The following is a 25,082-nucleotide window of genomic DNA, read 5'->3' as shown; positions in this document are numbered from 1 at the left end:
CTGGCGTAATGACCGACGCCGATCTTCAGAAATTCGTCGGGGCACAAGGGCCTGTCTACGGGCAGGCCCTTGCCGAGCTGACAGAGGGCCGGAAAACCTCTCACTGGATCTGGTATGTCTTGCCCCAGCATGTCGAACTCGGCCGCTCCCAGCGGGCGATCCAATATGGCATCACGGATCTGGATCAGGCCCGTCGCTATCTTCGCGACCCGGTGCTTGGGCCACGGCTGCGGGCCTGCGTCGAGGCTGTCCTGCCGCAGAGTGACAAAACCGCATTCGAGATTTTCGGCTCCCCCGACGACATGAAATTCCGCTCTTGCCTGACGCTGTTTGAAGCGGCGGCAGAGAACGATGAAGACAGTGCGCTCTTTGGCCGGGCGCTCGATCTTTTTTATGACAGCGTGCGGGATGACCGCACGCTGTCGCTTCTCAACGCGGATCTATAGGACCGCAAGCACCGGCAACATCAACAGCAATCCAATGATCCCGATGGCCAGTGCTGGGCGCATCAGCTGGTTCTCTTGTCCCGCCAGCCCGGAGACGGACGCGGCGAGCACGATCCGGCCGGGAGAGGCCATTGTGATATTGGAGCCGGCGGCATTCTGCGCCGCGGCGACTAAGACTGGATCGAGCGCCAGCCGTTCCGCGACCGTGCTCTGGAACGTCATGAAGAGCGCGTTGGACCCGGCATTGCTTGCCGTCAGGAAACCGCCCAGACCGCCGACTGCCGGAACTGCGAACAGATAGGCGGCGCCTGCACCGGCGGCGACGGTTTCCGCCAGCCGGTCCGTCATTCCCGCATGCAGCATGACATGTCCGAAGCAGATGAACCCGGCGACCGAGAGGCTGGCGATGCCCCACTGCTTCAGCGCTTGTGGCACCAGCAGACGGACTTCGGTGGCCGGAATGCGCAGGCAGATGATCCCGGTGAGGGCGGCCAGCAACATCCAGAAGCCCGGATGGTGAATAGGAGACAGCGTGAATTCGTAGGCGGGAGCATCGATACGGAACAGGGGCTCTGTCATGGCGCCCACCGCCGGCACAAGGCGTGTCAGGCAGAGGGTGCCCATCAGCACGAAGAGCGGTATCGCGGCGGCTAGCAGGCCATTCCCGTCCGTTCGCGCTTTCGAGCGAATGCGGGCTAGCACCAGTCCCACAACTGTCACCGCAAGACCGGCGATGCATCCGCCGAGTTCGACGCTGATCCAGGCGCTTGATGCCCAGAGCGTGGCGGCGAGCAGGGCACTATAGGCAATGGCGGAGAGGATGTTCGAAACATCGGTGAGACTTTCCCCGGCAAAGTGAAGCGTGGCGAAGGCGCAGAGCACGATGAACGGCAGGGTAAGCCAGACCGCCGTCATTGCCGTCTCGTCGGCAGGGAGGTTCGAAAGATCGGCACCGAGCACCGTGCCGATGGCAAGCGCCCCCCAGGGAACGGCGCATTGCCCTAGCAATGCGATCAGGGCTGCGCGGGCCGGTGTGTAGCCGAGGGCGATCAGCAGCGGCACGGTGACGATGATGCCGACGCCGAAACCGGTTGCGGATTCGAAGAAGACGGAGACGCCGAGGACGAGGACCAGCACACGTTGCGCCGGGTTCGGGATCGCATCGGCGGCTGCCTTGCCGAGCCGCTCCAGCGCGCCACCCGCGCGCAACACCCAATAGAGGGTGACACCGCCGAGCAGCACATAGGCGACGGTCGCCGTGGTCAGCAGCCCGTCGATAACCGCCGCCGCGATGCCGTCCGATTTCAGGGAAAAATCCGAAACAGTAGCGGCAATCAGGATCGAGACGGCAAGCCCGAGCCCGCCCGCCCGCATGGCGGACTGGCGGGCAACAAGGATGGCGAGGGTCGCAAGTATGAGCGGCGCGGCGGCTGTCACAGTGAGCATGCAGGCGTTTCCGGTATCGGATGTCACGATGCCCGTTCGGGTGCGGGCCGGGATGTGATCATAACCGCAAGATCGGTTGGGCAGCGAGGCCGAAGCGGTGGCATTCTGCTGACATGAGAAAGCAGACCGAAGCCTCCTATGTAGAGCGCATCGGCCGGGTCCTGGACCGGATCGCGGACCATGCGGACACACCGTTAAAGCTGAATGAGTTGGCGGAGACAGCCGCCTTCTCCGCTTTTCATTTCCATCGGGTGTTCCGCGCGCTTACCGGGGAGACCGTGCAGGAGGTGGTACGACGGGTCCGGATGTCCCGCGCGGCTCATGCGCTCCGGATTGAGCGGGAGACTGTGACGGAAGCGGCGCTCGCAGCCGGGTATGGGAGCACTGAGGGCTTCGCCCGGACCTTCCGGCAGTGTTTCGGCCTGCCTCCCAGCATCTATCGGACGGCAAAGGCACCGCCGCCCTACAGGCCGTTGAATACCCGAATTCATTATCGACCAGAGACCGGAAGTATTCGCCTGATCGCGGACAGGAAGGAGCATGGCATGCAGGTTGAAATCAGAGATATAAAACCGGACCCGATCATCGCCTGGCGCCATGTCGGGCCTTATTACGAAGTCGGGGCAAGTTTCGGGGCGCTGAGCGGCTGGGTTGGAAAGCATGCACTCTATCCGCATGTCACCGGTTGTTTCGGGCTGTCCTATGACGACGCGGGGAGCGTTCCCGAGGCCGAGCTGCGCTATGACGCCTGCGTCTCGGCCCGTGAAGGGACACCTATACCTGTGGACGCTCTGCCGGAGAATGCCCGCGTCGATACGCTGCCGGCGGGCCGCTATGCCTGCACAATGTTGGAAGGCTCCTACATGGGCATGGAGGATTGCTTCCACCGCCTGCTCGGCCTCTGGCTGCCGGAAAGCGGGGAGAGCCTTGATGAACGTCCATGTCTCGAATGCTATCTGAACGATCCGGCCGAGGTGGCGGAAGTCGAGCTGCGCACCCTGATCTGCATTCCGCTGAACGGCTGAAGGCGATGGAGAAGCTATTCCGTGCTGTCGATGAGCCGCAGCCGGGCGTATTCGCGCGGCAATCGATCGAAGAGGGACGCGTCTTCGTGGCGGACTGGTACGCGAAAGCGGAACGTATCCCGGGCCCGGAGGAATGCCGCCGCCGTGTCGGCGAACACATGCCGGAAATACTTGGCCTGTTCGATAGCATGGCGGTATTCGCCGGGGACGACCCGGCCATGATCGCCGCCCTTGCCGGGATCGATCCGCCACCGCTGATCCCGGCTGGCTGCACCGTTCGCGCCTTCACGCGGCCCCGGCCAACCATGCTGCGAAACTACGATTTCCACCCGGATGCGACTTCGGCGGTCATCCTGCGCACTGATTGGTCAGGGCGCGGCGTGCTCGGCATGTCCGAAGGGATTAGTGGCCTGCTCGACGGGGTTAATGATGCGGGTGTGGCCGCCGCGCTTACCTTTGGTGGGCGGCATGTCTATGGCTCCGGGTTCAGTATTGTGCAGATCATCCGGTATTTGCTGCAGGTTGCCTCAGACGTGAAGGAGGCGGCGGACGTATTACGCCGGATGCCCTGTGCGTGGTCTCACAATGTGCTTGCGCAAGACAGATCCGGGAAAGCAATCCGGGCCGAGCTTGCGCCGGATCGGGCGCCACTCGTTACTGAAGGGTATGCCGTGACAAATCATCAGGCAGATGTGGAGCCGCGTCCTGATTCCGCCCAGCGGTTTGATACGGTCTGTGCGTTGACGGAGGATGCGGAAACTGCACGGGCGGTGTTCGTTGAGAGGGATCTTCGCAAGGAAGATTTCGACGAATGGCTGGGGACGCTCTACACGGCGGAATATATGCCGGGCGAGAATGCGGTGAAGTTCCATTGGCGGGACGGCAGTTGGGCGCAGTCACTCATGCAGTTCGAACCGGGCGAGCGTCGGGTGACTTATCCCGGCTAGAGGTTTGCTTTCACAAATAAAAACCGTCATCCCGCACTTGATGCGGGACCTAGGGAACGAAGGGTTGAACCTTACGATCATCCAGGTCCCGGCTCTCCGGCCGGGATGACGGTTTTAGATTGCTGTTCGGTTCAATCCGCCAGAATACCTTCGACCAGCTTTTGCACGGAGAGTGCATCGGCGGCTGACGGCATGGTGTGTTTGTCGCCGTCCATCCAGCGCGCAACATTGTCGATCTGCCGGGGCACGGAGACCGAACGCGGGTCTTCCGGAAGTTCCATAGCCAGCTCCCACGGACCGCCACTGGTCTGCTCCAGAATGTAGAACCCGCTGAGGCGCATGCTTTTCTTCGTGCCGTAGAAGGTGCCCTCGATCCGGTCGGGACCGACGCCGCCGACGGCTGCGCTATAGCTCACCGGAACGCCGCTGCAATCCAGCATGGCATGGACATGGGTTTCACAGAGCTTCGGGTCGGCCTGATAGGTCGGCTTGCTCCAGAGCAGATTTGCGCGGCCGAGGAAGCGTTCGGTAATATAGAGATAGTGCGAAGTGACTTCCCGCGTATAGCCGCCCTGGTCGCGGAAGCGCAGCCAGTCGGCGTCCGCCTGCCAGTCGCGCGGCCACTGGGCGAAATGCATCACCAGCTCGGCGCTGACGATGTCCCCCATGGAGCCTTCTTTCATCGCGGCTTCGATCATCTCGACGCCCTCAAGAGAGGCCTGGGAGAAGTTCACCACGTTCGGTGTCTTGGTCTCTGCCAGGCGGCGAACCATCTCCTCGCTCTCCGGCACGGAGATGCCGAGCGGCTTCTCGCAATAGACCGGCTTGCCGGCATCCATGGCGAGATCGGCATAATGCTTATGGAAAGCGGGGGGGCTGGCGATATAGACGAGATCGGCTTCTGGCGCCGCGATCATGGATTCGGCACTTTCCCAGATCTTCATGTCCGGGAATTCGGCCCTGGCGGTGGCGACGGAGTCGGCACTCGGGTCCCAGGCCCCGATAACCGTGAAGCGGTCATGCGGGATCATGTACTGGATCATGCGCCGGCCCATGATGCCGAGGCCGATGACGACGATATTGTGGCTCTTGCTCATTGGTCTTCTAGGCTTTCTGTTCTTCGGTAAGCGCTCTTAGTAGCCGGTGGCGTGGCCGTCCTTGCGCGGGTCGGAGCCCGCCTGAAGCACGCCGGTTTCCGGATCGCGCCAGACGCACTGGCTGCCGCCGATCGGCTTCTCCTGCCTTTCGAGCTTGTGGCCCTTGGCTTCCAGAGCGGTGTAGGTCTCCGGCGCGAACTCGCTCTCGACCTGCAGGATGCCTTCAGTGGCGAAGCTGCGCGGTGCGTCCATCGCCTCCTGGATGTCGTGCCCGAGATCAACCACGTTGGAGATGAAGTTGGCCTGGCCGGTCGACTGATATTGGCCGCCCATCACACCGAACGGAGCCACCGCCGTGCCATTCTTGAAGACGTAGCCCGGGATGATGGTGTGCATCGGGCGCTTGCGCGGCTCGATGCAGTTCGGATGACCTTCCTTCAGATGGAAGCTGTTGCCGCGGCTGTGCAGCATGACACCGGATTTCGGCGCCATGATGGTGCTGCCGAAGCCGGAGAACAGCGAATTGATGAAGGAGATCGCGTTACCCTGCTCATCGATGCAGGAGAGATAGATCGTGTCGCGATGCAGCGGGAAGTCGCTGTCCTCAAAGTTCCCGGCCTTGTCCATGTCGACCATGGCCCGCATCTGGGCGGTGTGCTCCTCGCCAAGCATCCATTCGACTGGCACGTCGGCGAATTTCGGATCGGCGACATAGCAGTCCCGTTGGTGGTAGCCGATCTTGGTCGCTTCGGCGATCACATGCACCCGGTCCGCCTCGCTGAGCGACTTCATGTCGAAGCCGGCAAGGATGTTCATGATCATCAGCGCGCAGATGCCCTGGCCGTTCGGCGGGCACTCATAGATGTCGTAGCCTTTGTAGTCAGCCCGGATCGGCTCGACATATTCGGCGTCGGCCGCAGCGAAATCATCCATCGTGTGCAGACCGCCGACGGAATTCAGCTTGGCCACCATGTCTTCGGCAACCTCGCCCTTGTAGAAGGCGTCGCGGCCACCGGCGGCAATCTTCTTCAGGGTCTCAGCCAGCTGCGGCTGTTTGTGCACGGTGCCGGCCTTTGGCGCCTTGCCGTCGACCAGCATGACCTTGGCAGAGTCCGGATCGGCGGCCAATGCTTCCTCTTCGCTGACCCAGTCAAAGGCGACGCGCGAATGCACGACATAACCTTGTTCAGCGAACTCGATGGCCGGCTGCAGGATTTCGGCGAAACTCATCGAGCCGTGATCCTCAATCAGCTTTGCCCAGGCGGCAATCGCGCCGGGCACCGTCACCGCGTGCGGGCTGTGCAGCGGGATCTCGTCCCTGACGCCCAGCTCGTTCAGCTTTGCCAGTGTGGCGGCGGCCGGGGCCTTGCCGGATCCGTTCATGGCGATCGGCTTGGTCGCGCCTTTCGGAGCGTACAGCGCGAAACAGTCGCCGCCGATTCCGGTCATGGCGGGCTCGACCACACACATCACGGCGCAGGCCGCGATGGCCGCGTCCACTGCGTTACCGCCGGACTTCAGGATCGTGAGGCCTGCCTGGCTGGCCAGCGGATGGCTGGTCGCAATGGCTGCCCGGCGGGCATAAACGGGGGAACGTCCGGGGAGTTGCAGATTTCTCATGGTTTTTGGCTCTATCAGGTCTGAAAAAGCGCATTCATGCGCGGGCAGGCGACAATCTGTGCAGGAACCGGCGTGGACACCGGAAACAGGGCTTCCCTAAGATGCGGCGCACGTTGAGACAAGCGCCGTGGAACATCTTTCCACAATTCGGAACGAGCAACCAGATGGCGCAGGATACTGGGGAATGAAATGAATCAGAAGACCGTAATTACCTGTGCCGTGACCGGCAGCGCCGATACCACCGGCAAAAGCCCGGCCGTGCCGGTTACTCCGAAACAGATTGCTGATGCAGCGCTTGATGCAGGCAAGGCGGGTGCTGCCGTTGTTCATATCCATGTCCGCGATCCGGAAACCGGAAAAGCGAGCATGGATCTGGAACTGTATCGAGAAACGGTGGGCCGCATTCGCGAGACAGGCTCCGACATCGTCATCAACCTGACGACCGGTCCGGGTGGCCGCTTCATTCCGGGCGATATCGAGCCGATCGACTTCGCCGCCGGTACCAGCCTGAAGGCGCCGGAAACCCGGATGCAGCATATCGCAGACCTGCTGCCGGATATCTGCACGCTGGATGTGGCGACGCTGAATTTCGGCGAGCATGCCATGGTCAATGTGCCGAAGCATCTGCGTGCCATGGCCGACCGGGCGAAGGAGCTTGGCGTCACGCCGGAGCTCGAGGTGTTCGACAGCGGTCATATTCTGCTGGCGAAGCAGCTGATCAAGGAAGGTCATCTGAAATCGCCAGCCCTGTTCCAGCTGTGCCTCGGCATTCCCTGGGGCGCGCCGGCAACACCGGAAGGCATGGCCTTCATGAAGAGCTTGTTGCCGGAAGATGCGATGTGGTCCGCATTCGGCATTTCCCGGGGCGAATTCCCGATGGTGGCGCAGGCGACCATGCTCGGTGGTCACACCCGTGTCGGACTTGAGGATAATCTCTACATGGCGCGGGGCGAGATGGCGAAAAGCAACGCGCAACTGGTCGAGCGCGCGGTGCAGATCATCGAAAGCATCGGTGGCGAGGTTGCGGACCCGAGCGAAGCCCGTACGGCTTTCGGCCTTGTCCGACGCAACGATTGAGTATTGGAACAGAGACATGTTGAAAGCTGATCTCAGCGGCAAGAAGGCGCTGGTCACCGGCGGTGCGTCCGGTATCGGGCGGGCAACAGCCCGCCTGCTGGCGGAGTGTGGTGCGGAAGTCGCGATCAATCATCTGGCTGACGATCCGCGCGGCAAGGAAACCGTCGCCGCGTTTCATCAGGCGGGGAACAAGGCGCATGCCATTCCGGGCAACGTCGCGGATCCGAAGGACGCGGACCGGATGGTGGCGGACGCCATCGATGCGCTTGGCGGGCTCGATATCCTGATCAACAATGCTGGAACGCCGGTCTCGCTCGATCCGATCCCGTTCGAGGATATGGATGCGATGACGGAGGAGTTCTGGTCCACCATCATCAACACTAACCTGATCGGTCCGTTCCGTTGTGCCCGCGCTGCCCGCGCGGCGCTGACAGAGAGCCGGGGCTGCATTGTCAATACGGCCTCCATCGCGGCCTTCGGCGGTATCGGCAGCTCGATTGCCTATGCGGCATCGAAGGCCGGGTTGATGAACCTGACGAAGAACCTTGCGAAGGCGATGTCTCCCGAAGTACGGGTGAATGCCGTGGCGCCCGGTCTGGTGCGGACGCCCTGGACGGACGGTTGGCCCGAAGAGCGCAAGAACACATCGGTCGCCAACTCATTGCTCGGGCGTATGGTCGAGCCTGAGGATGTTGCCGAGACCATGCTGTTCTTCTGCGCCAACGGTGCTGTCACCGGTCAGACCCTGCTGGTCGATTGCGGCCGGTTCGGCGCCTGATCCTGATCCTGATATTGAGCGGAGGTTGATGCCATGAAAGCTTACGAAATCGTCTCGGATGGCGGCGTTGATGCTCTTGCCTTGAGCGAGCGCGCGGACCCGAAGCCGGGACCGGGCGAGGTTCTGGTCCGGGTCCGGGCCTCTTCCATCAATTACCGGGATCTCGCCACGGTCGAGGCGCCGGTGCCCCGGGGCATTCCCTATCCGCGCATTCCGAACTCGGACGGAGCGGGCGATGTGGTTGAGGTCGGCCCGGGCGTGACCCGCTGGAAGGCTGGCGACAAGGTCTGTGGTTGCTTCTTTCAGGGTTGGGTCGATGGCGACATCACGCCGGAGCTGATGGGGCAGGCACTCGGCGGCACCATCGACGGCATGCTGGCTGAGTATCGCGTGCTGGGTGAGGGCGGTCTGGTGGCAATGCCGGAACATCTCTCCTACGAGGAGGCGTCGACACTGCCCTGTGCTGCGCTGACGGCCTGGGTCAGCCTCGTCCATCGCGGCGGCGTCAAGGCGGGTGACACGGTTTTGCTGCTTGGTACCGGCGGGGTTTCGGTCTTCGCCTTGCAGTTCTGCAAGCTGATGGGTGTCAAAACCATATGCACCTCCTCCAGTGACGCGAAAATCCAACGCCTGAAAGCGATGGGTGCTGACGAGGTGATCAATTACCGGACACATCCAGAATGGCAGGAGAAGGTTCTGGAACTGACGGACGGTCGCGGTGTCGATCATACGGTCGAGGTCGGTGGTGCGGGCACTTTGGAGCGGTCAATTGCCGCGACGCGGGTTGCCGGCAGCATCGGCCTGATCGGTGTTCTGACGGGCGGTGAGATCAATCCGGTCAACATCATGCGCAAATCGATCCGCCTGCAGGGCATTTATGTTGGTTCCCGGCGGGTGTTTGAGGATATGAACGCCGCCATTTCACAGCATGATCTGAAACCGGTGATCAGCGATACGTTTGCGTTCGAGGATGCGCGGGATGCCTTCCACGCCATGCGGGCCGCAGGGCATTTCGGAAAGCTCGTCGTAAAAACATAAATACCGTTCGGCGGGTTATATTGTTAATCCCGCAAAAGTTGCATATGATCTTATTCTCCTCCATCATGGCGATGCTTGATGGAGGGTGCCATGAGTTCAGGGAAAAGCTTCGATCCGATCCTGTCGCGCACGAAGGACGAGATGCGTGGCGAAGACTTTCGCAACAGCCAGATCTACGGTCTGGAGAATGATCACCTCGACACGCGGCGCAAAGAGGTCGGCGGCGTCTCGGGGGCAGAGGAGTTTTCCAGGCAGGACTTCTGGAACGATGGGCAACCGGACGGCCCTGGCGAGCCCACGCCCCCGGAATATGATGCAGCCGACTTAATTCCAGGCCTGGAAGGCAGCCGGACGGGGCTCGCTATTTCCGGAGGTGGCGTGCGCTCCGCAACTTTTGCACTCGGCCTGTTGCAGTCTTTGGCGCGCGAAAACCTCCTGAAACATTTCGATTACCTCTCCACGGTATCCGGAGGCGGCTACATCGGCTCGTCCCTGACCTGGCTGCTGAGCGACAAGTTCAGGGAAAAGGGAGGTGAACAGTACGGCCTGGACCGTGACAACTTCCCCTACGGAACTGCGGAGCCAAAGGACCGATCGGATTCTAGGCACTGGAAAGGCATGCTCCGCTATCTCCGGGAGCACGCCGAATACCTGGCGCCGAACAAGGATATTTCCATTCTTTCCGGTCTTGCGGTTGTTGTTCGGGGCATCTTGCTCAACCTGCTGGTCTGGGTTCCCCTCTTCACGCTCCTGTTCGTGATCCTGCAGCTCGGCTGGCCGGTGAATGGGTGGACGGATCTCCTTTCCCTGGTCACAGATCTGGACGCGCGCGAAAGCGGCCCCCAGCGTATCCGAGAGCTGCTTGAACCGGGCTATCTCAATCTGCATGAAATTCTGGTGATGGCCGGGCTCTTTCTCTTGCTGGTATTCGCCGTGCTTTCCGTTGCATTTTCGCTCGCTTCGGCCGTTGGCGGAAAAGGCGCGTTCGTGCGCTTGTCCTACCGGAGCCGGCGCTGGTTCGAGGTCAAGGGGAAGTATTTCCTCCCGTGCGGCTTGCTGTTCATCGGTGTTGGTGTGTTGCCTTATGCAGCGGCGTTCTTTTTCGCCTCAATCGGTAGTTTTGGCACTGCAGGGGCAGGGACGATGCTGACCGGCATTGCATCAGGGCTTGCCGCGGCCCGGAAATCCGAGAACCCGATTGTTCAGGACATACTCCTGCCAGCCATTGCCGTTCTGCTTCTTGTAGGCGGCCTGATATTGACGTGCGGCATTGCCATCGTTGTCCGTGAGGGAGGAGATTTGGAGCAGCCGGGCGATTTCGTCTTTGCCTGCTTTGTCGTTCTGGCTTTGCTGACGGGGTATGTGGTCAACACGAACTACATATCCATTCACCGCTTCTACCGGGACCGCCTGATGGAGGCTTTCATGCCGATGCAGGCGGCGATCGCAGGCAACCAGGTTAGGCCCGCACCCGGGGCGAACGAGGCGCAACTGCATGATCTTTGCGATCCGGGCAGTTTTGCCAATTACCATCTCGTGAATACAAATCTGATTCTGGTGGATTCGGATGACGCGCTCTTCCGCCGTCGCGGTGGGGACAATTTCGTGATGTCTCGGATTTACTGCGGTGGGGACGCGGGTGGGTTTCATCCGACCGGGGACTTCTCCGGCGGCGACATGACGCTTGCGACCGCGATGACGATCTCCGGGGCCGCCGCGCATCCGAACGCTGGTTGGGCGGGAACAGGCCAGACGCGGAACCGGGCGGTTTCCTGGCTGATGAACCTGTTGAATATCCGGCTGGGCTACACGGTGCGGAATGCGGCCTATAACACGCTGGCGCCGCTTGCCGGAAAACCAAACCATTTTGACAATATGAAGGTGGAACTCAGCCCCTCGGCGTTTGATCGGCATGGAAAATGGTTCCAGCTCAGTGACGGTGGGCATTTCGAAAATCTGGCGATCTACGAGCTCGTGCGCCGCCGCTGCAAACTGATCCTGATTTCCGATGCGGGTGCCGACCCGGCATTCGGTTTCGGCGACGTGCAGAACACGGTCCGACGGGTAAGTCAGGATTTCGGCGTGGAGATCAATTTCGGCCGCCCGTTCTGGAGCCGCGAGGCCTATGAGGCGCAGACAGGCAAGGCGGCGGCCAGGGGCGACGATGGTTACGGCCATTGGCGCAATCGTCTTTCCAGCCTCGTTCCACAACACCCAACAGGCTTTCCCGTCAAGGCGACGCGGGCAGACCACGGCTATATCATCGGCACCGTCACTTATCCGGAAGTTGAAGCCGGGGCCGGCAAGGAAACCGGCATTCTGATCTACGTGAAAGCGACCATGATCGACGGCCTCAGTCTGGAGACGCGGGGATACAAGGCGGATCACCCCGCTTTCCCGCATGAGCCGACTGCGGACCAGTTCTTCGACCCGGCGCAGTTCGAGGCCTATCGTGAGTTGGGGAATGCCATCGGAGCGGATATGATCGAGGGCGCGCGCCTCAAGGATCTTCTTGGGGGGGCGTGGGGATCGGCGGATGGCGGCACCTAACCTCCCGGTACCGCCGCCCGCCGCTCCTGAATGAGTGTTACTCGCCCTTGAAGTTTGGGCGCCGCTTTTCGATGAAGGCATGCATGCCCTCGCTCTGATCGGCGGTGGCAAACAGGCCCTGGAACATGGCTCGCTCCAGCGCCATGCCGGTTTCCAGCGACGCATCCTGTCCGCGAATGATGGCCGACTTGATCTGCTGCACGGCAATCGGCGGCATGCGGGTGATGTCCTTCGCCATCTTGTAGGCGGTCTCGTAAACCTCGGCGTCCGGCACGACCTGGCTGGCGATGCCGATGGCGAAGGCTTCCTTGCCGTCGATGGGCCGGCCGGTGAGGCAGAGCCGCATGGCCTGGAACTTGCCGACGGCGCGGGTCAGGCGCTGGGTTCCGCCAGCACCCGGCATGATGCCGACACGAACTTCCGGTTGGCCGACCTGGGCGGTTTCGCCGATGACGATGATGTCGGAATGCATGGCCAGCTCCAGCCCGCCACCGAGCGCGTAGCCGTTGATCGCGGCGATTACCGGCTTCGGGTAATCGGCGATGTTCTGCCAGAGCCGCTCAGTCCGGCGCAGGAACATCTCGACCGTGGTCCGGTCCGCCATGTCCTTCAGGTCCGCGCCGGCTGCAAAGGCCTTCTCGTCCCCGGTCAGCACCACGGCCAGCACATCCTCGTCCTCGGTCAGCTCCCGGAAGACCCGGGCCAGCTCCTGGCGGACTTCCAGATTGAGCGCGTTCAGCGCGTCCGGACGGTTGATGCGGACAACAGCGATATGATCGTTTTCCTCGCGGTCGCGCGGGTGATCGAGAATGACGACGGACACGGATAATTCCCCCTTGAGTAAGTTGCCGCGCTGAGCCGCGCGGTCGGCATGATTATGCTTCCCGACTGGAAATTGACCGGGATATTAGGCTGTGCATACTGCACCGACAATAAGCTGCGAAATTGAGTTTCGCAAAAAAGAGATTTGGGAGCCGCCAGCATGACCGAAGCCTTCATTTGTGACGCAATCCGTACCCCCATCGGCCGCTATGGCGGCAGCCTGTCTTCCGTGCGCGCGGACGATCTCGCAGCGCATCCGATCCAGCAGCTCATGGCGCGAAACGGCTCCGTCGACTGGGACGCGCTGGACGATGTTTATTACGGCTGCGTCAACCAGGCAGGTGAAGATAACCGTAACGTTGCCCGCATGGCCCTGCTGCTGGCGGGGATCTCTTCCGAGGTTCCGGGTGCGACGGTGAACCGGCTGTGCGCTTCCGGCATGGAAGCGGTGAACGCGGCGGCCCGCGCGATCCGCTCCGGCGAGGGCGATTTCTTCATTGCCGGTGGCGTCGAGAGCATGTCCCGTGCCCCTTTCGTCATGGGCAAGGCGACCAGCGCTTTCGACCGGAATGCCGAAATCTATGACACCACGATCGGCTGGCGTTTCGTCAACCCGGCGATGGAAAAGCAGTATGGCACCGATTCCATGCCGGAGACGGCGGAGAACGTGGCCCAGCAGTTCCAGATCAGCCGCGACGATCAGGATGCCTTCGCGCTGCGCTCCCAGCAGCGTGCCGGTGCCGCAATGGAAAACGGCCGGCTCGCCCGCGAGATCGCCTCTGTTGAGATCAAGGGCCGCAAGGGCGCTGTGACCATCGTGGACACAGATGAGCACCCGCGCCCGACCACTACGGCAGAGGCGCTGGCAAAGCTCGGCACCCCGTTCCGCAAGGAAGGCGGGTCCGTCACGGCCGGTAACGCCAGCGGCGTGAATGACGGCGCCGCCGCCATGATCGTCTGCTCCGAAGAAGCCGCCAAGCGCTACGGCCTGACCCCGCGTGCCCGCATCGTCACCGGTGCTGCCGCAGGCGTCGAGCCGCGCATCATGGGTGTCGGCCCGATTCCGGCCAGCCGCAAGGTGCTGGAGCGTGCGGGCCTCAAGGTCGACGATCTGTCCGTGCTGGAGCTGAACGAAGCCTTCGCCGCCCAGGTGCTGGCCTCGCTGCGCGAACTCGGCATTGCCGACGACGATCCGCGCGTGAACCCGAATGGCGGCGCCATCGCGCTGGGCCATCCGCTCGGTGCCAGTGGTGCCCGTCTGCTGATGACGGCGACCGAGGAGCTGCACGACAAGGGCGGTAAATACGCGCTCTGCACCATGTGCATCGGCGTCGGCCAGGGCATGGCAACCATCATCGAGAAGGTCTGATAAAAATGGCATTCGATGCGAACCGCGCCGACTTCACCGTCGGCGTGATCGGCGCCGGCGCCATGGGGCAGGGGATCGTTCAGGTCTCCCTGCAGGGCGGCATGAACGTGATCCTGTTCGATGCCAAGGACGGCTCTGCCGCCGCCGGGCGCGAGCAGGTGATCAAGCGCCTGGAACGGCTGGTCGAGAAAGGCAAGCTGACGGCGGATGCCGTCGCCGCCATGGCGGACAAGGTCAGCGTCGCCTCCGGGCTCGCCGACTTCGCCAAGTGCCAGACGGTGGTCGAGGCGATCTTCGAGAATCTCGAGGTGAAGCAGCAGGTCTTCTCCGAGTTGGAAAACCACGTCAGCGACGACTGCCTGCTGACCTCCAACACCTCTTCGCTGCCCATCGGCTCCATCGCCCGGGTCTGCAAGAAGCCGGAGCGGGTTGCCGGTTTCCACTTCTTCAACCCGGTGCCGCTGATGCGCCTCGTCGAGGTGATCCGTGGTCCCGCGACCGAGGAATGGGTGATGGACGGTCTCTGTACGCTCGGTGAGCGTATGGGCCGCACCCCGGTCAAGGTGAAGGACGCACCGGGCTTCCTGGTGAATTTTGGCGGCCGTGCCTTCACCACCGAGGGTCTTGCCGTGGTGCATGAGGGCGTTGCCACCCCGGCGCAGGTCGATGCGGTGATGCGCGATTGCGGGCATTTCCGCATGGGACCGTTCCAGCTCATGGATCTGACCGGGATCGACGTGAACTATCCGGTCTCCATGATCGTGCATGAGCAGTACAGCTACGATCCGCGCCTGCGCACCGTGCCGCTGCACAAGGCGCTGTTCGATGCGGGCCGGTTTGGCCGGAAGACCGGCATCGGCCATTTCCGCTATGACGAGAAGGGTCAGGAGATCGACGCTCCGAGCCCGGATCACGAGACGACGGCGGCGCCTGCGGTGCAGGTCTATTGCGCGGCCGAGGCGCCGGAGCTGGACGACCTCTTGGCAGGTGTCACGCTGGACGCGACCGACGACGGCAGCTCGCCCATCGTCGCCGCTTTGTTCGGCGAGGATTGCAGCACCTTCGCCAGCCGCATGGGCATCGACCATACCCGGCTCGTCGCCATCGACGTGACCGGCGACACCTCCAAGCGGGTCACCATCATGTCCGCGCCGGGGGCGTCAGCCGATGCCCTGAACGCCGTCTCCGCTGCTTTGCAGAAAAATGGCCGCAAGGTCACCGCGATTGCGGATTCGGCCGGTTTCATCGGCCAGCGCATCCGCGGCATGGTCGGAAATCTCGGCTGCGAGATGGCCCAGATCCAGATCGCCGATCCGGATTCCATCGATCTCGCCATGAAGCTCGGCCTCAACTATCCGCTGGGCCCGCTGGAGATCATCGCCGATCTCGGCGTCGAACGGGCCTTTGCCATCATGGCGGCAATGCATGCCGTCAGCGGCGACGACCGGTATCGGCCTAGCGTCTGGCTGCGCCGCCGTGCACAATTGGGGCTGGATATCAAAACCCCCAATTAAGAGACGCGAGGAAACGCCATGAGCGGACGGGGCGGTGAGAAAAAATTATATGTCGAACCACCCCGCTCCAGGGCAGAGCACCCGCTCTGGCTCGGGACGGGCATCTGGGTGGTTGTTGCCGGATTTCTGTTAGTTGGCATGGTGACCGGTCATTTTGGGGCCAACACAGAAATTACTGCTTACCGAGTTTGCGTCTGTAGTTTCATAGGGTTCTGCTTTGCTCTGCCGGGGTATTTGGGGCTTTATCAGGCGTGGGTGCGCTGGCGTCTCCGTATTCGAGACGTCCGAACTTGGCTGGACGGTGATTTCTTAAAATAGGCGTCGCTCGTTAAATTATTCGTCTAATGCTTGGCCCCCGCCCGACGTTGTGCAAAGTCTTGCTCGACGATGCAGTCGAATTGACACCAGCAAACAGGAGCTGAAATGAGCGGCGAGAACAATCCCGGGACCCCAGAGACCGGAGGGCAAGCACGCAAACCCTTCATCCTGGAGCGGCCGCTCTGGCGCGGCGTCTTCAACGGCGTCGTGCTGACCCTGGTGATGATCGGCGCCCAGTATCAGGGCTGGCTCGGCCCGAATACGGAACTTACCGGCGAGGACGTCTACCGGGCCGTTGTCTATGGCCTGGTCTTCGGCGGGGTGATGTATATCTACACCTCATGGCGCGTCAGGCGGCAGGGCCGGGCGGCCGATGCCGCCGCGAAGGCCGCGCGCGAAAGCGTCGAATCCCGGCTGCCGGATTCAGACGAGAAGTAATCCTTCGGAGCAGACACCCGGAGCCAGCCCCCGGAGCTGACAATGGCCCAGTACAAGATCTATGGAGAGCGGGCCCATCTCGCCCGCCACCGCGCGGCGCTGTCCGACATCCTGCATGGCTGCAGCACCGAGTTCCTGAAGCTCCCAGAGGACAAACGCTTCCACCGGTTCATCCCGCTGGAGCCGGAGGATTTCATCCGCCCGGCAGACCGCAGCGCCGCCTATACGGTGATCGAGATCTCCATGTTCGAGGGCAGGGCGCCGGAGACGAAGAAAGCCCTGCTGCATGGGATCATGCAGCGGGTGCCCGCTGGTCTCGGCATCCCGGTGGAGGACGTGGAGATCACGATCTTCGAGACACCGATGGCGAACTGGGGGATACGCGGGAAGACGGGGGATGAGCTGGTGCTAAATTATGAACTACAATCCGGACGAGCGGACAATATTGTTTGAGCACGAGTGGATATTCACGGAGGCTGAAGGTCTCTTTTCAATAGAACGATCTGAAGGAGAGAGTTTGTGATTTTGAAGTCTGTTATGTCGTTTATATTATTAGTATTTGTATTTTTTTATCATTCCAGTGTTGCCGCGTCTGAGCGTGAATTCCTCGGGGCGCCTGCCAGCTCCTATCTCGACGATCTTGAGAATGTTGAGATGGGAAATATTGTTAAAATGTTTCGGCATCAAACAAACAACGGCGCAGAGTTTTCCGATTTTGTTAAAAAACACAAAATTGCAAAATTAAGTAAAAATAGAATTGTCGTTAAGTTCTCTCCGCGGTCATCGTCGGAAAGTGAGCGCGGTTCGATTATAAGGTCCTATATTGAGGATTTTAGTTTTGTAATTGGCAGTCCCTACAAAGGTGTTCGAGGACCAGAGCTTGTAATTGAGAACACTGAGGGTGATGGAGACATAAATTATGTGTTTTCGGGAGAGAATAACTTCCATCGATTTATGAATTTAATGAAGAAAATGAATATCGAAATGCCAGAGGACGTTAAATTTGGAGATAGTTGCGCATTTTTGATGTCGTCAGGAGGGAGTGAGGTTTTGAGTGAAGTTGCGGTCATGTATTTTGGCGAGCTGAACCGGAAAAATTTCTTGGACTGCACAAAAATACTCACATTTGATGGTTTTTTTCTTTCAAGCAACAGAACATTCAAAAACGTGAGCCTTCTCTCATTGCCGTTTAAGCACTATCTGGGCGGACCGGAAGTTCTCCTTCTGAGAATGCTTTTCGACCCTAGAATTTCTTCGGATATTGCGGCGAATAGAACCGATCCGGAGTTGGCGGAAATTGCTCAGGATGCGTTGGACTGGATGAAAGCGTGTTTTTCACAAGGAAAGTGCGAAAACTGACCATAGGGAATTCCTGGGACGCAGACCTCAATTGAGTGCTCAATTGCCGGGACACCAATTGCGACGCAATTGCGGGGACGAGCTACTTAATTAGCCCAACCTCTTCAATAAAGAAGACACGCCGTTTAATCAGCCGGACCGGTTGGATTGAGTGGTGTGTCCCGGAATTGCGGGGACACACTACTTATTTCCCCATTAGCCAAATCATCATCCCGCACTTGATGCGGAACCCACGAATGGCACGCGCGGTCCTGTAATCGTCTGAGTCCCGGCTCTCCGGCCAGGATGACGAAAAGAGGGGAGGGCGATGTTGCTTGCCTGCGCCGGTTATGGAGTGAGGCGGAGCCATTACTCGCTGTCGAACTTGTCCACGGTCGCGTGGCGGAACACGCGGACCGTATCGTGATATTTGACGAGGTCGGGACGTGCCGGAGTTTTTTCGCTCTGGTTTATCCGGCGCCGGGTGCGAGTGGGGCCGATATCCTGCGATTGGCTTCATCTTCGGTGAGGTCTGATTAGTCGAGCGGCGGGGCGGTTTCCATAACGCTGACCCTATGGACGAATGAAGCCACCAGCACGCTGCTCGCGACGGCGGATTCACTGCAATTCTCCCGCCTTGTTAACCAGTCAGAAACACCTTGCAAGCCAATCTGCGCTGAATTAATCATGCGACCAGTAAGCTTTGCGCCGGATCGCCAGAAGCTTTTGCTGCCCGGCGTTCAAATTACATCAAACACAAATGCGTCGGGACCATCATGAGCTTGTACACAGATTACTTGGCTGAGATTGAAACTCGGAAGACTCAGAATTTGCACCCCAAGCCTATTGAGGATGGGGCACTTGTAAAAGAGCTCATAGCGCAAATAAAAGATACCGGTAACGAGTACCGGGAAGATTCCATTAATTTCCTTGTCTACAATACGTTGCCTGGAACGACGAGTGCCGCCGGCGCAAAGGCGAAATTTCTGAAAGAAATCATTCTTGGTGAAGCGGTCGTCGAAGAGATTTCGCCGACCTTCGCTTTTGAGCTTTTGTCCCATATGAAGGGCGGCCCCTCGGTTGAGGTCCTGCTCGATCTGGCCCTGGGCGATGATGAAGCTATCGCGCACTCGGCAGCCGAAGTTCTGAAAACACAGGTTCTGCTTTACGACGCGGATACCGACCGCCTTAAGGAGGCGTACGCAGCCGGGAATGAAATCGCCAAGGATATCCTTGTCAGCTACTCGGACGCGGAATTCTTCACCAAGCTTCCGGACATTGACGAGGAAATCAAGGTCGTCACCTACATCGCCGCGGAAGGCGATATTTCCACCGATCTGCTGTCTCCCGGCAACCAGGCACACTCCAGGTCGGATCGGGAGCTGCACGGAAAGTGCATGATCTCCGAGAAGGCTCAGGGAGAAATTCAGGCACTGCAAAAGCAGCATCCTGACAAGAGAGTGATGCTGATCGCCGAGAAGGGGACAATGGGCGTGGGGTCCTCCCGGATGTCGGGGGTCAATAACGTTGCCTTGTGGACCGGCAAGCCAGCCAGCCCTTATGTCCCGTTTGTGAATTATGCTCCGATTGTTGCCGGCACGAATGGTATTTCGCCGATTTTCCTGACGACTGTGGGCGTTACCGGCGGCGTCGGGATCGACCTGAAGAACTGGGTCAAAAAACTCGATTCCAGCGGCAAGCCGATTTTGAACAACGATGGTAACCCCATTCTGGAGCAGAAATACTCCGTCGAGACGGGGACTGTTCTCAAGATCGATACGAAAGACCAGAAACTCTATAACGAAGAGGGCGACGAAGAGCTTGTCGATGTATCGTCATCCTTCTCGCCGCAAAAAATGGAGTTCATGAAGGCTGGAGGCTCCTACGCGGTCGTCTTCGGCAAGAAACTGCAGACCCTCGCGTGCGAGACGCTGGGGATCGAGCTGAAATCCGCCTTCGCTCCATCCAAGGAAGTCTCCCACCCGGGTCAGGGCCTCACGGCCGTCGAGAAGATCTTCAACAAAAATGCTGTGGGCGTCACTCCTGGCACCGTGCTGCATGCCGGCTCCGATGTTCGGGTGAAGGTGAATATCGTTGGCTCCCAGGACACCACCGGCCTGATGACCTCCCAGGAGCTGGAGGCGATGGCCGCGACAGTCATTTCGCCGACCCTGGACGGTGCCTATCAGTCCGGCTGCCATACGGCGTCTGTGTGGGATTTCAAGGCGCAGGAGAATACCCCCAGGCTGATGGCGTTCATGCACAAGTTCGGCCTGATCACGGCGCGCGATCCGAAGGGCGTCTATCACTCCATGACCGACGTCATTCACAAGGTGCTGAATGACATTACGATCGACGACTGGGCAATCATCATTGGTGGCGACTCTCACACCCGGATGTCCAAGGGCGTTGCTTTCGGCGCCGACTCAGGAACGGTTGCGCTGGCTCTGGCGACAGGCGAAGCAACCATGCCGATCCCTGAATCTGTGAAGGTGACCTTCAAGGGAAGCATGAAGGATCACATGGATTTCCGTGACGTGGTCCACGCGACGCAGACTCAGATGCTGGAAAAGTTCGGCGATAACGTCTTCCAGGGACGGATCATCGAGGTCCATATCGGAACGCTGCTGGCCGACCAGGCCTTCACGTTCACGGACTGGACCGCCGAGATGAAGGCAAAAGCATCCATCTGTATTTCCCAGGATGATACCCTCATCGAGTCCCTCGGTATCGCCAAGAGCCGTATCCAGATCATGATCGACAAGGGCATGGATAATGACGCCCAGGTCCTGAAAGGCCTGATCGACAAGGCAGATCAGCGCATTGCGGAGATCAAATCCGGCGAGAAACCGGCTCTGGCTCCGGACGATAACGCCAAGTATTTCGCCGAAGTCGTCGTCGACCTGGATCAGATCGATGAGCCCATGATTGCCGATCCCGATGTGAACAATATCGATGTATCCAAGCGATATACCCACGACACAATCAGGCCCATCTCCTACTACAAGGCAGAGAAAAAGGTCGATCTCGGCTTTGTCGGCTCCTGCATGGTGCACAAGGGCGATGTGAAGATCGTCGCCCAGATGCTGCGCAATCTGGAAAAGCAGAGCGGCGAAGTGAAGTTCAAAGCCCCGCTGGTCGTCGCCGCCCCAACCTACAACATCATCGACGAGTTGAAGGTCGAGGGGGACTGGGAAGTCCTGCAGAAATATTCCGGCTTCGAATTCGACGACAACGCCCCGAAGACCACGGCCCGCACCGACTACGAGAACATCCTTTATCTCGAGCGGCCGGGCTGTAACCTCTGCATGGGCAACCAGGAAAAGGCGGCAAAAGGGGATACGGTTCTGGCCACGTCCACACGCCTCTTTGAGGGTCGGGTCGTTGAGGATTCCAAGGAGAAGAAGGGCGAATCTCTGCTCGCGTCGACTCCGGTCGTCGTGCTCTCCGCGATCCTCGGAAGAACGCCGAACCTCGATGAGTACAAGGCGGCGGTCGAGGGGATCAACCTCACCAAATTCGCCCCGCCGCTGCAGAAGCCGCTGGATACCCAGTCGGCGCATTACTAAGGCCGCCCTTGAGATTAAGGCGCTCTCGGGCGAAATCCGAAGGCGTGGGAATTCTGGTCACAACTTCTCTTTGCGAGGAGTTGTGATCCCGCGTCGCGCCGACGGTAGCCATCTCCCCTAATTCGTCATCCCGCACTTGATGCGGGACCCTGGACTGGCACGCGCCGTTCTGTGATCGCCTGGGTCCCGGCTCTCCGGCCGGAATGACGGATTGGGTGATATAGGGGATGCGGCTTGTGTGCGCCGGTCACGGGACGAGGTGGAGCCTTTCCGCGGTTTCCAGATCGACATCGTTCCTGAGCGATTGGAAATTGCCGATGATGATGGCCGGACGCTCCCACTGCCAGACGCTCTACATACCTAGGTTTGCAGAGCATCGGGAAAACGCTATCGTGGAATTATAGATTTTTCATTTCACGTCATTATGGTCGGCTGATTGTTGCAAACCTGCCTCGGAAATAGTGGGCCGCGTTCCGGAACCGGCAGCTCCCGCAAGATTGGGCAGCGGAGCTAATATGGCGAAGTCGGATATCGTCACGGAACAGGAAATTACCAGCCCGCTCGTACTGTCCTTCAGTCGGTTTTGGAGTGATTGCTGCGACGGCGCTCCCGTGCCGGACCGGGTGCATTTCACGCCGGAAAGCCTGCTCCCATGGATCGGCCATGTGCAGATCGTTGAAGTGATCGATGACGGCCGGGATTTCTTTCATCGGATTGTCGGGACCGAGATCGCAAGCGCGGTCGGCCGGGATCTGAGCCGCAAATATGTGTCCAAATCCGCATACAAGATCGGGGCCGAGGCGATGTTGGCGCGGTATCGGGAGACGAGAGCACGCGGGGTCCCGACCTTCCGGAAGGGCTCGATGATCTGGGCACTGAACAATGCGTGGGTTGCATTCGAATCGATCACGGTTCCCGTCGGATGCGGCGGCGGAAAGGTCGATCAACTCATCACGGTGATCGACTATCCGAGCCTGCCATCGTCGCGGGACCGGTCAATTACGGACGTTGCTCCTGCGCCGTCCGATCCGCCGGAAGCCGGACGGAAAATCTCAGCATCGCCCGAGTGAGCCCCAGAGTTGAGTGAGTCCATGAGTCTGGTCGGTGCCCTTACGCTGTTTTTCGTCCTCGCCGCGATGGCGGCATTGCCGAGCTCCAGCGTCGCGCTGGTGGTTGCCCGCTCTGCCTTGTCCGGGGTTCGGCACGGCATGGCCGTCGCTGCCGGGATCGTGGCGGGCGACCTGATTTTCATGACTATGGCGATCCTGAGCATGGCCGCACTGGCGAGCCAACTCGGCGCGCTGTTCGTCCTGATCAAATATGCGGCCGGGCTCTATCTGATCTGGTTGGGTGTGGGGTTGATCCTGCGGCAGCGTGCAAAAGCGTCCGCCGACGAAAGTGCGCCTGTGCCCAAGAGCACGCGCGCCGGTCTGGTCGGGAGTTTCGCGGCTGGCCTGTTGCTCACTCTCGGCGATATCAAGGCGATCTTCTTCTATGCCAGTCTGCTGCCGACCTTCGTCGATCTCGGGGCTTTGTCCGGGGCGGATATCGGGTTGCTCTCCGCTATCACGGTGGCCTCCGTTGGCGGGGTAAAGGTGGTCTACGCGCTGGCGGCGCACCGGCTGGCTGTGACGGCTGACGGGTTCGCTTACCGGGATCAGGCTAAGACGCTGGCGGGGGCTTTCTTCGTCGCGGCGGGCGGATATCTGCTGTTGAAGCCATAGGGTGAGTGGCGGGACGGTGGTGACGGTGTTGTATCGACAGAGCAGGGGCGTATAAGGAACGGCGTCAATTCCGTTCCCGAAAGAGACCTCCATGTCCGACCAGGATGACGAATACGTCTATGATGAAGCGACCGGCGAATGGCGTCCTGCCTCCGAGGTTGCGGCAGAGCAGGCTGCGGCGAACGAAGTGCGCGACGCGGCGGGCAATGTGCTTGCCGATGGGGACTCGGTGGCGCTGGTCAAGGATCTGAAGGTGAAGGGCGCCGGGCAGACCCTGAAGCAGGGTACGGTCATCAAGTCGATCCGGTTGACGGACAATCCCGAGGAAATCGACTGCAAGTACGAAGGGATCAAGGGGCTGGTGCTCAGGACGGAGTTCGTCCGCAAGCGCTGAGGCAGGGAGCCTTACTTGTACGGGCGCCTAAAGGCTTTCCTGCGGTGCTCGCTCAGTCCCCTGGTCTGTTCGCGTGCGCGTTGAGATAAATTTCCAGATCCTTCACCGCGACACGCCAGTCGCGGCCCATCTTGATCGCGCGCAATTCTCCATCGCGGATCCAGTTCCGGACTGTGCTTTCCTTCATTTTCAACAGGTCGGCGACCTCGTGGATGGTCAGAAGCGGTTGGCTCAGCATTGTCTCATTCGTTCTCTAATGTTTGTTTTTATCATTTAGTATTGGTTTATTGAATTTAAAATATCTGATCATATATCAGTGCCAGTTCTTAGTTTTTCTACGCACTGGGTTTCCATATGTCTTCTCCCGTTTCCGCAATGCCGCCGTACGTGTCGAAGCTGTTGGGCCATGATGCCGCGCCCGGCGTCCTGTTGTTCCTGGCGGCCATTATGGCGCTCATTCTGGATAATTCGCCACTGGCCTGGCTCTATGACGGGCTATTCGACACAAAGGTGACGGTAGGCATCGGAGCGCTCCTCATTGATAAGCCACTGCTATTGTGGGTTAATGATGGTTTGATGGCGATATTCTTCTTTTATGTCGCTCTGGAAATCAAACGGGAGCTGGTGGACGGCCATCTCTCTGATCCGCGCGAGGCGGCGCTGCCGACCGTTGCCGCGATTGGCGGAATGGCGGTGCCGGCGCTGGTTTTTCTCTTCTTTACCTGGGGACAAGCGGCGGAAATGCAGGGTTGGGCGATCCCGGCCGCCACCGATATCGCCTTTGCCCTCGGCGTTCTGGCGCTTCTGGGGAAGGGTGTGCCTCCGGCACTCAAGGTGTTCCTGCTGTCGCTGGCGATCATCGACGATCTCGGCGCCATTGTTATCATTGCACTCTTCTACACGGCGGATCTGTCCGAGATAGCTCTGCTGTCCGGCCTGGTCGGGGCCGCAATTCTGTTCGTGATGAACCGAATGGGTGTGACGCGTATTACACCCTATGTATTGGTCGGTATTGTGATGTGGGTTTGCGTGCTGAAGTCCGGCGTGCACGCGACGCTTGCCGGCGTTGTCATCGGCCTGACCATCCCGCTCCGGACCAAAGAAGACGAGGAGCCGCCTCTGCTGCGGCTTGAACACGACCTGAAACCATGGATCGGGTTCTTCATCATGCCAGTCTTCGCCTTCGCCAACGCGGGCATTCCGCTTGCCGGCCTTTCGCTGGAAGACCTGCTGGCACCTCTGCCGCTTGGCATTGCCCTTGGACTGTTCGTCGGCAAGCAGGTGGGCGTGTTCGGCTTCGCGGTGCTTGCCATCAAATCCGGCTTCACGCGTCTTCCCAAGGACACGTCGTTCCTGCAAATCTATGGCGTCTCCTTGCTGGCAGGCATCGGTTTCACCATGAGCCTTTTCATCGGCACGCTCGCCTTCGCGGATGTCGAACATGCCCGCGCTGTCCGGCTTGGTGTCATGAGTGGCTCTATTCTTTCGGGATTGCTGGGTTACACCGTCCTCAAGTTTGCGACGCGACGATCCGCCGAACCGACCGCAGCCGCCGCCCCGGTGAAGGCGTGA

General features: G+C 60.1%; 22 protein-coding genes. 17 read left to right on the top strand and 5 right to left on the bottom strand.

The window, feature by feature from the left end; translation table 11 throughout:
• The first annotated feature begins 8 nt into the window (after nucleotides 1-8).
• On the top strand, nucleotides 9-446 hold the full coding sequence (locus tag VOI22_RS08290; protein WP_323796037.1) for a DUF1810 domain-containing protein: 438 nt from the start codon (nucleotides 9-11) through the stop codon (nucleotides 444-446).
• On the opposite strand, the gene VOI22_RS08285 is transcribed toward VOI22_RS08290, so the two are convergent.
• Nucleotides 441-1,892 (bottom strand): L-lactate permease, encoded by a 1,452-nt coding sequence (locus VOI22_RS08285; RefSeq protein ID WP_323796036.1) that lies wholly within the window; start codon nucleotides 1,890-1,892, stop codon nucleotides 441-443. The two genes, VOI22_RS08290 and VOI22_RS08285, sit on opposite strands and share 6 nt — an antisense overlap.
• A gap of 113 nt (nucleotides 1,893-2,005) precedes the next feature.
• On the opposite strand from VOI22_RS08285, the gene VOI22_RS08280 reads away from it, so the two are divergent.
• Nucleotides 2,006-2,917 carry an AraC family transcriptional regulator gene (locus VOI22_RS08280; RefSeq protein ID WP_323796035.1) on the top strand — a complete coding sequence of 304 codons (912 nt, stop codon included), beginning with the start codon at nucleotides 2,006-2,008 and terminating at the stop codon, nucleotides 2,915-2,917.
• A 5-nt stretch (nucleotides 2,918-2,922) separates the two neighbouring features.
• Nucleotides 2,923-3,864, top strand: a complete 942-nt coding sequence (locus tag VOI22_RS08275) for a C45 family peptidase (protein ID WP_323796034.1) — start codon at nucleotides 2,923-2,925, stop codon at nucleotides 3,862-3,864.
• Nucleotides 3,865-3,995: 131 nt separating this feature from the next.
• Here the strand turns inward: VOI22_RS08275 and VOI22_RS08270 are convergent, their stop codons facing one another.
• Nucleotides 3,996-4,961 (bottom strand): Gfo/Idh/MocA family oxidoreductase, encoded by a 966-nt coding sequence (locus tag VOI22_RS08270; RefSeq protein WP_323796033.1) that lies wholly within the window; start codon nucleotides 4,959-4,961, stop codon nucleotides 3,996-3,998.
• Between the two features lie 36 nt (nucleotides 4,962-4,997).
• Nucleotides 4,998-6,581 (bottom strand): gamma-glutamyltransferase, encoded by a 1,584-nt coding sequence (ggt, locus tag VOI22_RS08265; RefSeq protein ID WP_323796032.1) that lies wholly within the window; start codon nucleotides 6,579-6,581, stop codon nucleotides 4,998-5,000.
• Between the two features lie 189 nt (nucleotides 6,582-6,770).
• Here ggt and VOI22_RS08260 point away from each other — a divergent pair, with 189 nt between their 5' ends.
• The 4 genes from VOI22_RS08260 to VOI22_RS08245 all read left to right on the top strand — a co-directional run bounded on the left by VOI22_RS08260 (nucleotide 6,771) and on the right by VOI22_RS08245 (nucleotide 12,024).
• On the top strand, nucleotides 6,771-7,658 hold the full coding sequence (locus tag VOI22_RS08260; RefSeq protein ID WP_323796031.1) for a 3-keto-5-aminohexanoate cleavage protein: 888 nt from the start codon (nucleotides 6,771-6,773) through the stop codon (nucleotides 7,656-7,658).
• A 16-nt stretch (nucleotides 7,659-7,674) separates the two neighbouring features.
• The gene (locus VOI22_RS08255) at nucleotides 7,675-8,436 is read left to right on the top strand and encodes an SDR family oxidoreductase (RefSeq protein ID WP_323796030.1); all 762 of its coding nucleotides are present in this window, start codon (nucleotides 7,675-7,677) and stop codon (nucleotides 8,434-8,436) included.
• A gap of 33 nt (nucleotides 8,437-8,469) precedes the next feature.
• Nucleotides 8,470-9,474 carry an NAD(P)-dependent alcohol dehydrogenase gene (locus VOI22_RS08250; protein ID WP_323796029.1) on the top strand — a complete coding sequence of 335 codons (1,005 nt, stop codon included), beginning with the start codon at nucleotides 8,470-8,472 and terminating at the stop codon, nucleotides 9,472-9,474.
• Between the two features lie 90 nt (nucleotides 9,475-9,564).
• On the top strand, nucleotides 9,565-12,024 hold the full coding sequence (locus VOI22_RS08245; RefSeq protein ID WP_323796028.1) for a patatin-like phospholipase family protein: 2,460 nt from the start codon (nucleotides 9,565-9,567) through the stop codon (nucleotides 12,022-12,024).
• Between the two features lie 37 nt (nucleotides 12,025-12,061).
• On the opposite strand, the gene VOI22_RS08240 is transcribed toward VOI22_RS08245, so the two are convergent.
• Entirely contained in the window at nucleotides 12,062-12,847 is a 786-nt protein-coding gene (locus tag VOI22_RS08240; protein ID WP_323796027.1) for an enoyl-CoA hydratase-related protein, read from the bottom strand.
• 159 nt (nucleotides 12,848-13,006) lie between these two features.
• On the opposite strand from VOI22_RS08240, the gene pcaF reads away from it, so the two are divergent.
• The 9 genes from pcaF (at nucleotide 13,007) to VOI22_RS08195 (ending at nucleotide 23,510) form a co-directional block, all read left to right on the top strand.
• A complete protein-coding gene (pcaF, locus tag VOI22_RS08235) occupies nucleotides 13,007-14,215 on the top strand; it encodes a 3-oxoadipyl-CoA thiolase (RefSeq protein WP_323796026.1) in 1,209 nt (402 codons plus the stop codon).
• Between the two features lie 5 nt (nucleotides 14,216-14,220).
• Nucleotides 14,221-15,729: a 3-hydroxyacyl-CoA dehydrogenase gene (locus VOI22_RS08230; RefSeq protein ID WP_323796025.1), complete on the top strand. Its 1,509-nt coding sequence runs from the start codon at nucleotides 14,221-14,223 to the stop codon at nucleotides 15,727-15,729.
• Between the two features lie 423 nt (nucleotides 15,730-16,152).
• Nucleotides 16,153-16,485, top strand: a complete 333-nt coding sequence (locus VOI22_RS08225; protein WP_323796024.1) for a hypothetical protein — start codon at nucleotides 16,153-16,155, stop codon at nucleotides 16,483-16,485.
• A 42-nt stretch (nucleotides 16,486-16,527) separates the two neighbouring features.
• The gene (locus tag VOI22_RS08220; protein ID WP_323796023.1) at nucleotides 16,528-16,938 is read left to right on the top strand and encodes a tautomerase family protein; all 411 of its coding nucleotides are present in this window, start codon (nucleotides 16,528-16,530) and stop codon (nucleotides 16,936-16,938) included.
• 66 nt (nucleotides 16,939-17,004) lie between these two features.
• The gene (locus VOI22_RS08215; RefSeq protein WP_156901148.1) at nucleotides 17,005-17,844 is read left to right on the top strand and encodes a hypothetical protein; all 840 of its coding nucleotides are present in this window, start codon (nucleotides 17,005-17,007) and stop codon (nucleotides 17,842-17,844) included.
• A gap of 755 nt (nucleotides 17,845-18,599) precedes the next feature.
• A complete protein-coding gene (locus tag VOI22_RS08210) occupies nucleotides 18,600-21,392 on the top strand; it encodes a bifunctional aconitate hydratase 2/2-methylisocitrate dehydratase (protein ID WP_323796022.1) in 2,793 nt (930 codons plus the stop codon).
• Between the two features lie 515 nt (nucleotides 21,393-21,907).
• Nucleotides 21,908-22,462 carry a PAS domain-containing protein gene (locus tag VOI22_RS08205; RefSeq protein WP_323796021.1) on the top strand — a complete coding sequence of 185 codons (555 nt, stop codon included), beginning with the start codon at nucleotides 21,908-21,910 and terminating at the stop codon, nucleotides 22,460-22,462.
• Between the two features lie 21 nt (nucleotides 22,463-22,483).
• Entirely contained in the window at nucleotides 22,484-23,116 is a 633-nt protein-coding gene (locus tag VOI22_RS08200) for a LysE family translocator (RefSeq protein WP_323796020.1), read from the top strand.
• A 91-nt stretch (nucleotides 23,117-23,207) separates the two neighbouring features.
• Nucleotides 23,208-23,510, top strand: coding sequence for an alkylphosphonate utilization protein (locus VOI22_RS08195; protein ID WP_323796019.1), 303 nt, complete (start codon nucleotides 23,208-23,210; stop codon nucleotides 23,508-23,510).
• 52 nt (nucleotides 23,511-23,562) lie between these two features.
• On the opposite strand, the gene VOI22_RS08190 is transcribed toward VOI22_RS08195, so the two are convergent.
• Complete coding sequence (locus tag VOI22_RS08190) at nucleotides 23,563-23,748, bottom strand: helix-turn-helix domain-containing protein (RefSeq protein WP_323796018.1); 186 nt, start codon at nucleotides 23,746-23,748, stop codon at nucleotides 23,563-23,565.
• Between the two features lie 137 nt (nucleotides 23,749-23,885).
• Here VOI22_RS08190 and nhaA point away from each other — a divergent pair, with 137 nt between their 5' ends.
• On the top strand, nucleotides 23,886-25,082 hold the full coding sequence (nhaA, locus tag VOI22_RS08185; RefSeq protein ID WP_416366147.1) for a Na+/H+ antiporter NhaA: 1,197 nt from the start codon (nucleotides 23,886-23,888) through the stop codon (nucleotides 25,080-25,082).

This window comes from Nisaea sp., assembly GCF_034670185.1.
Taxonomy (GTDB): domain Bacteria; phylum Pseudomonadota; class Alphaproteobacteria; order Thalassobaculales; family Thalassobaculaceae; genus Nisaea.
Note: the sequence above shows the minus strand (reverse complement) of the source record. Positions and strands in the feature narration are given on the sequence as shown.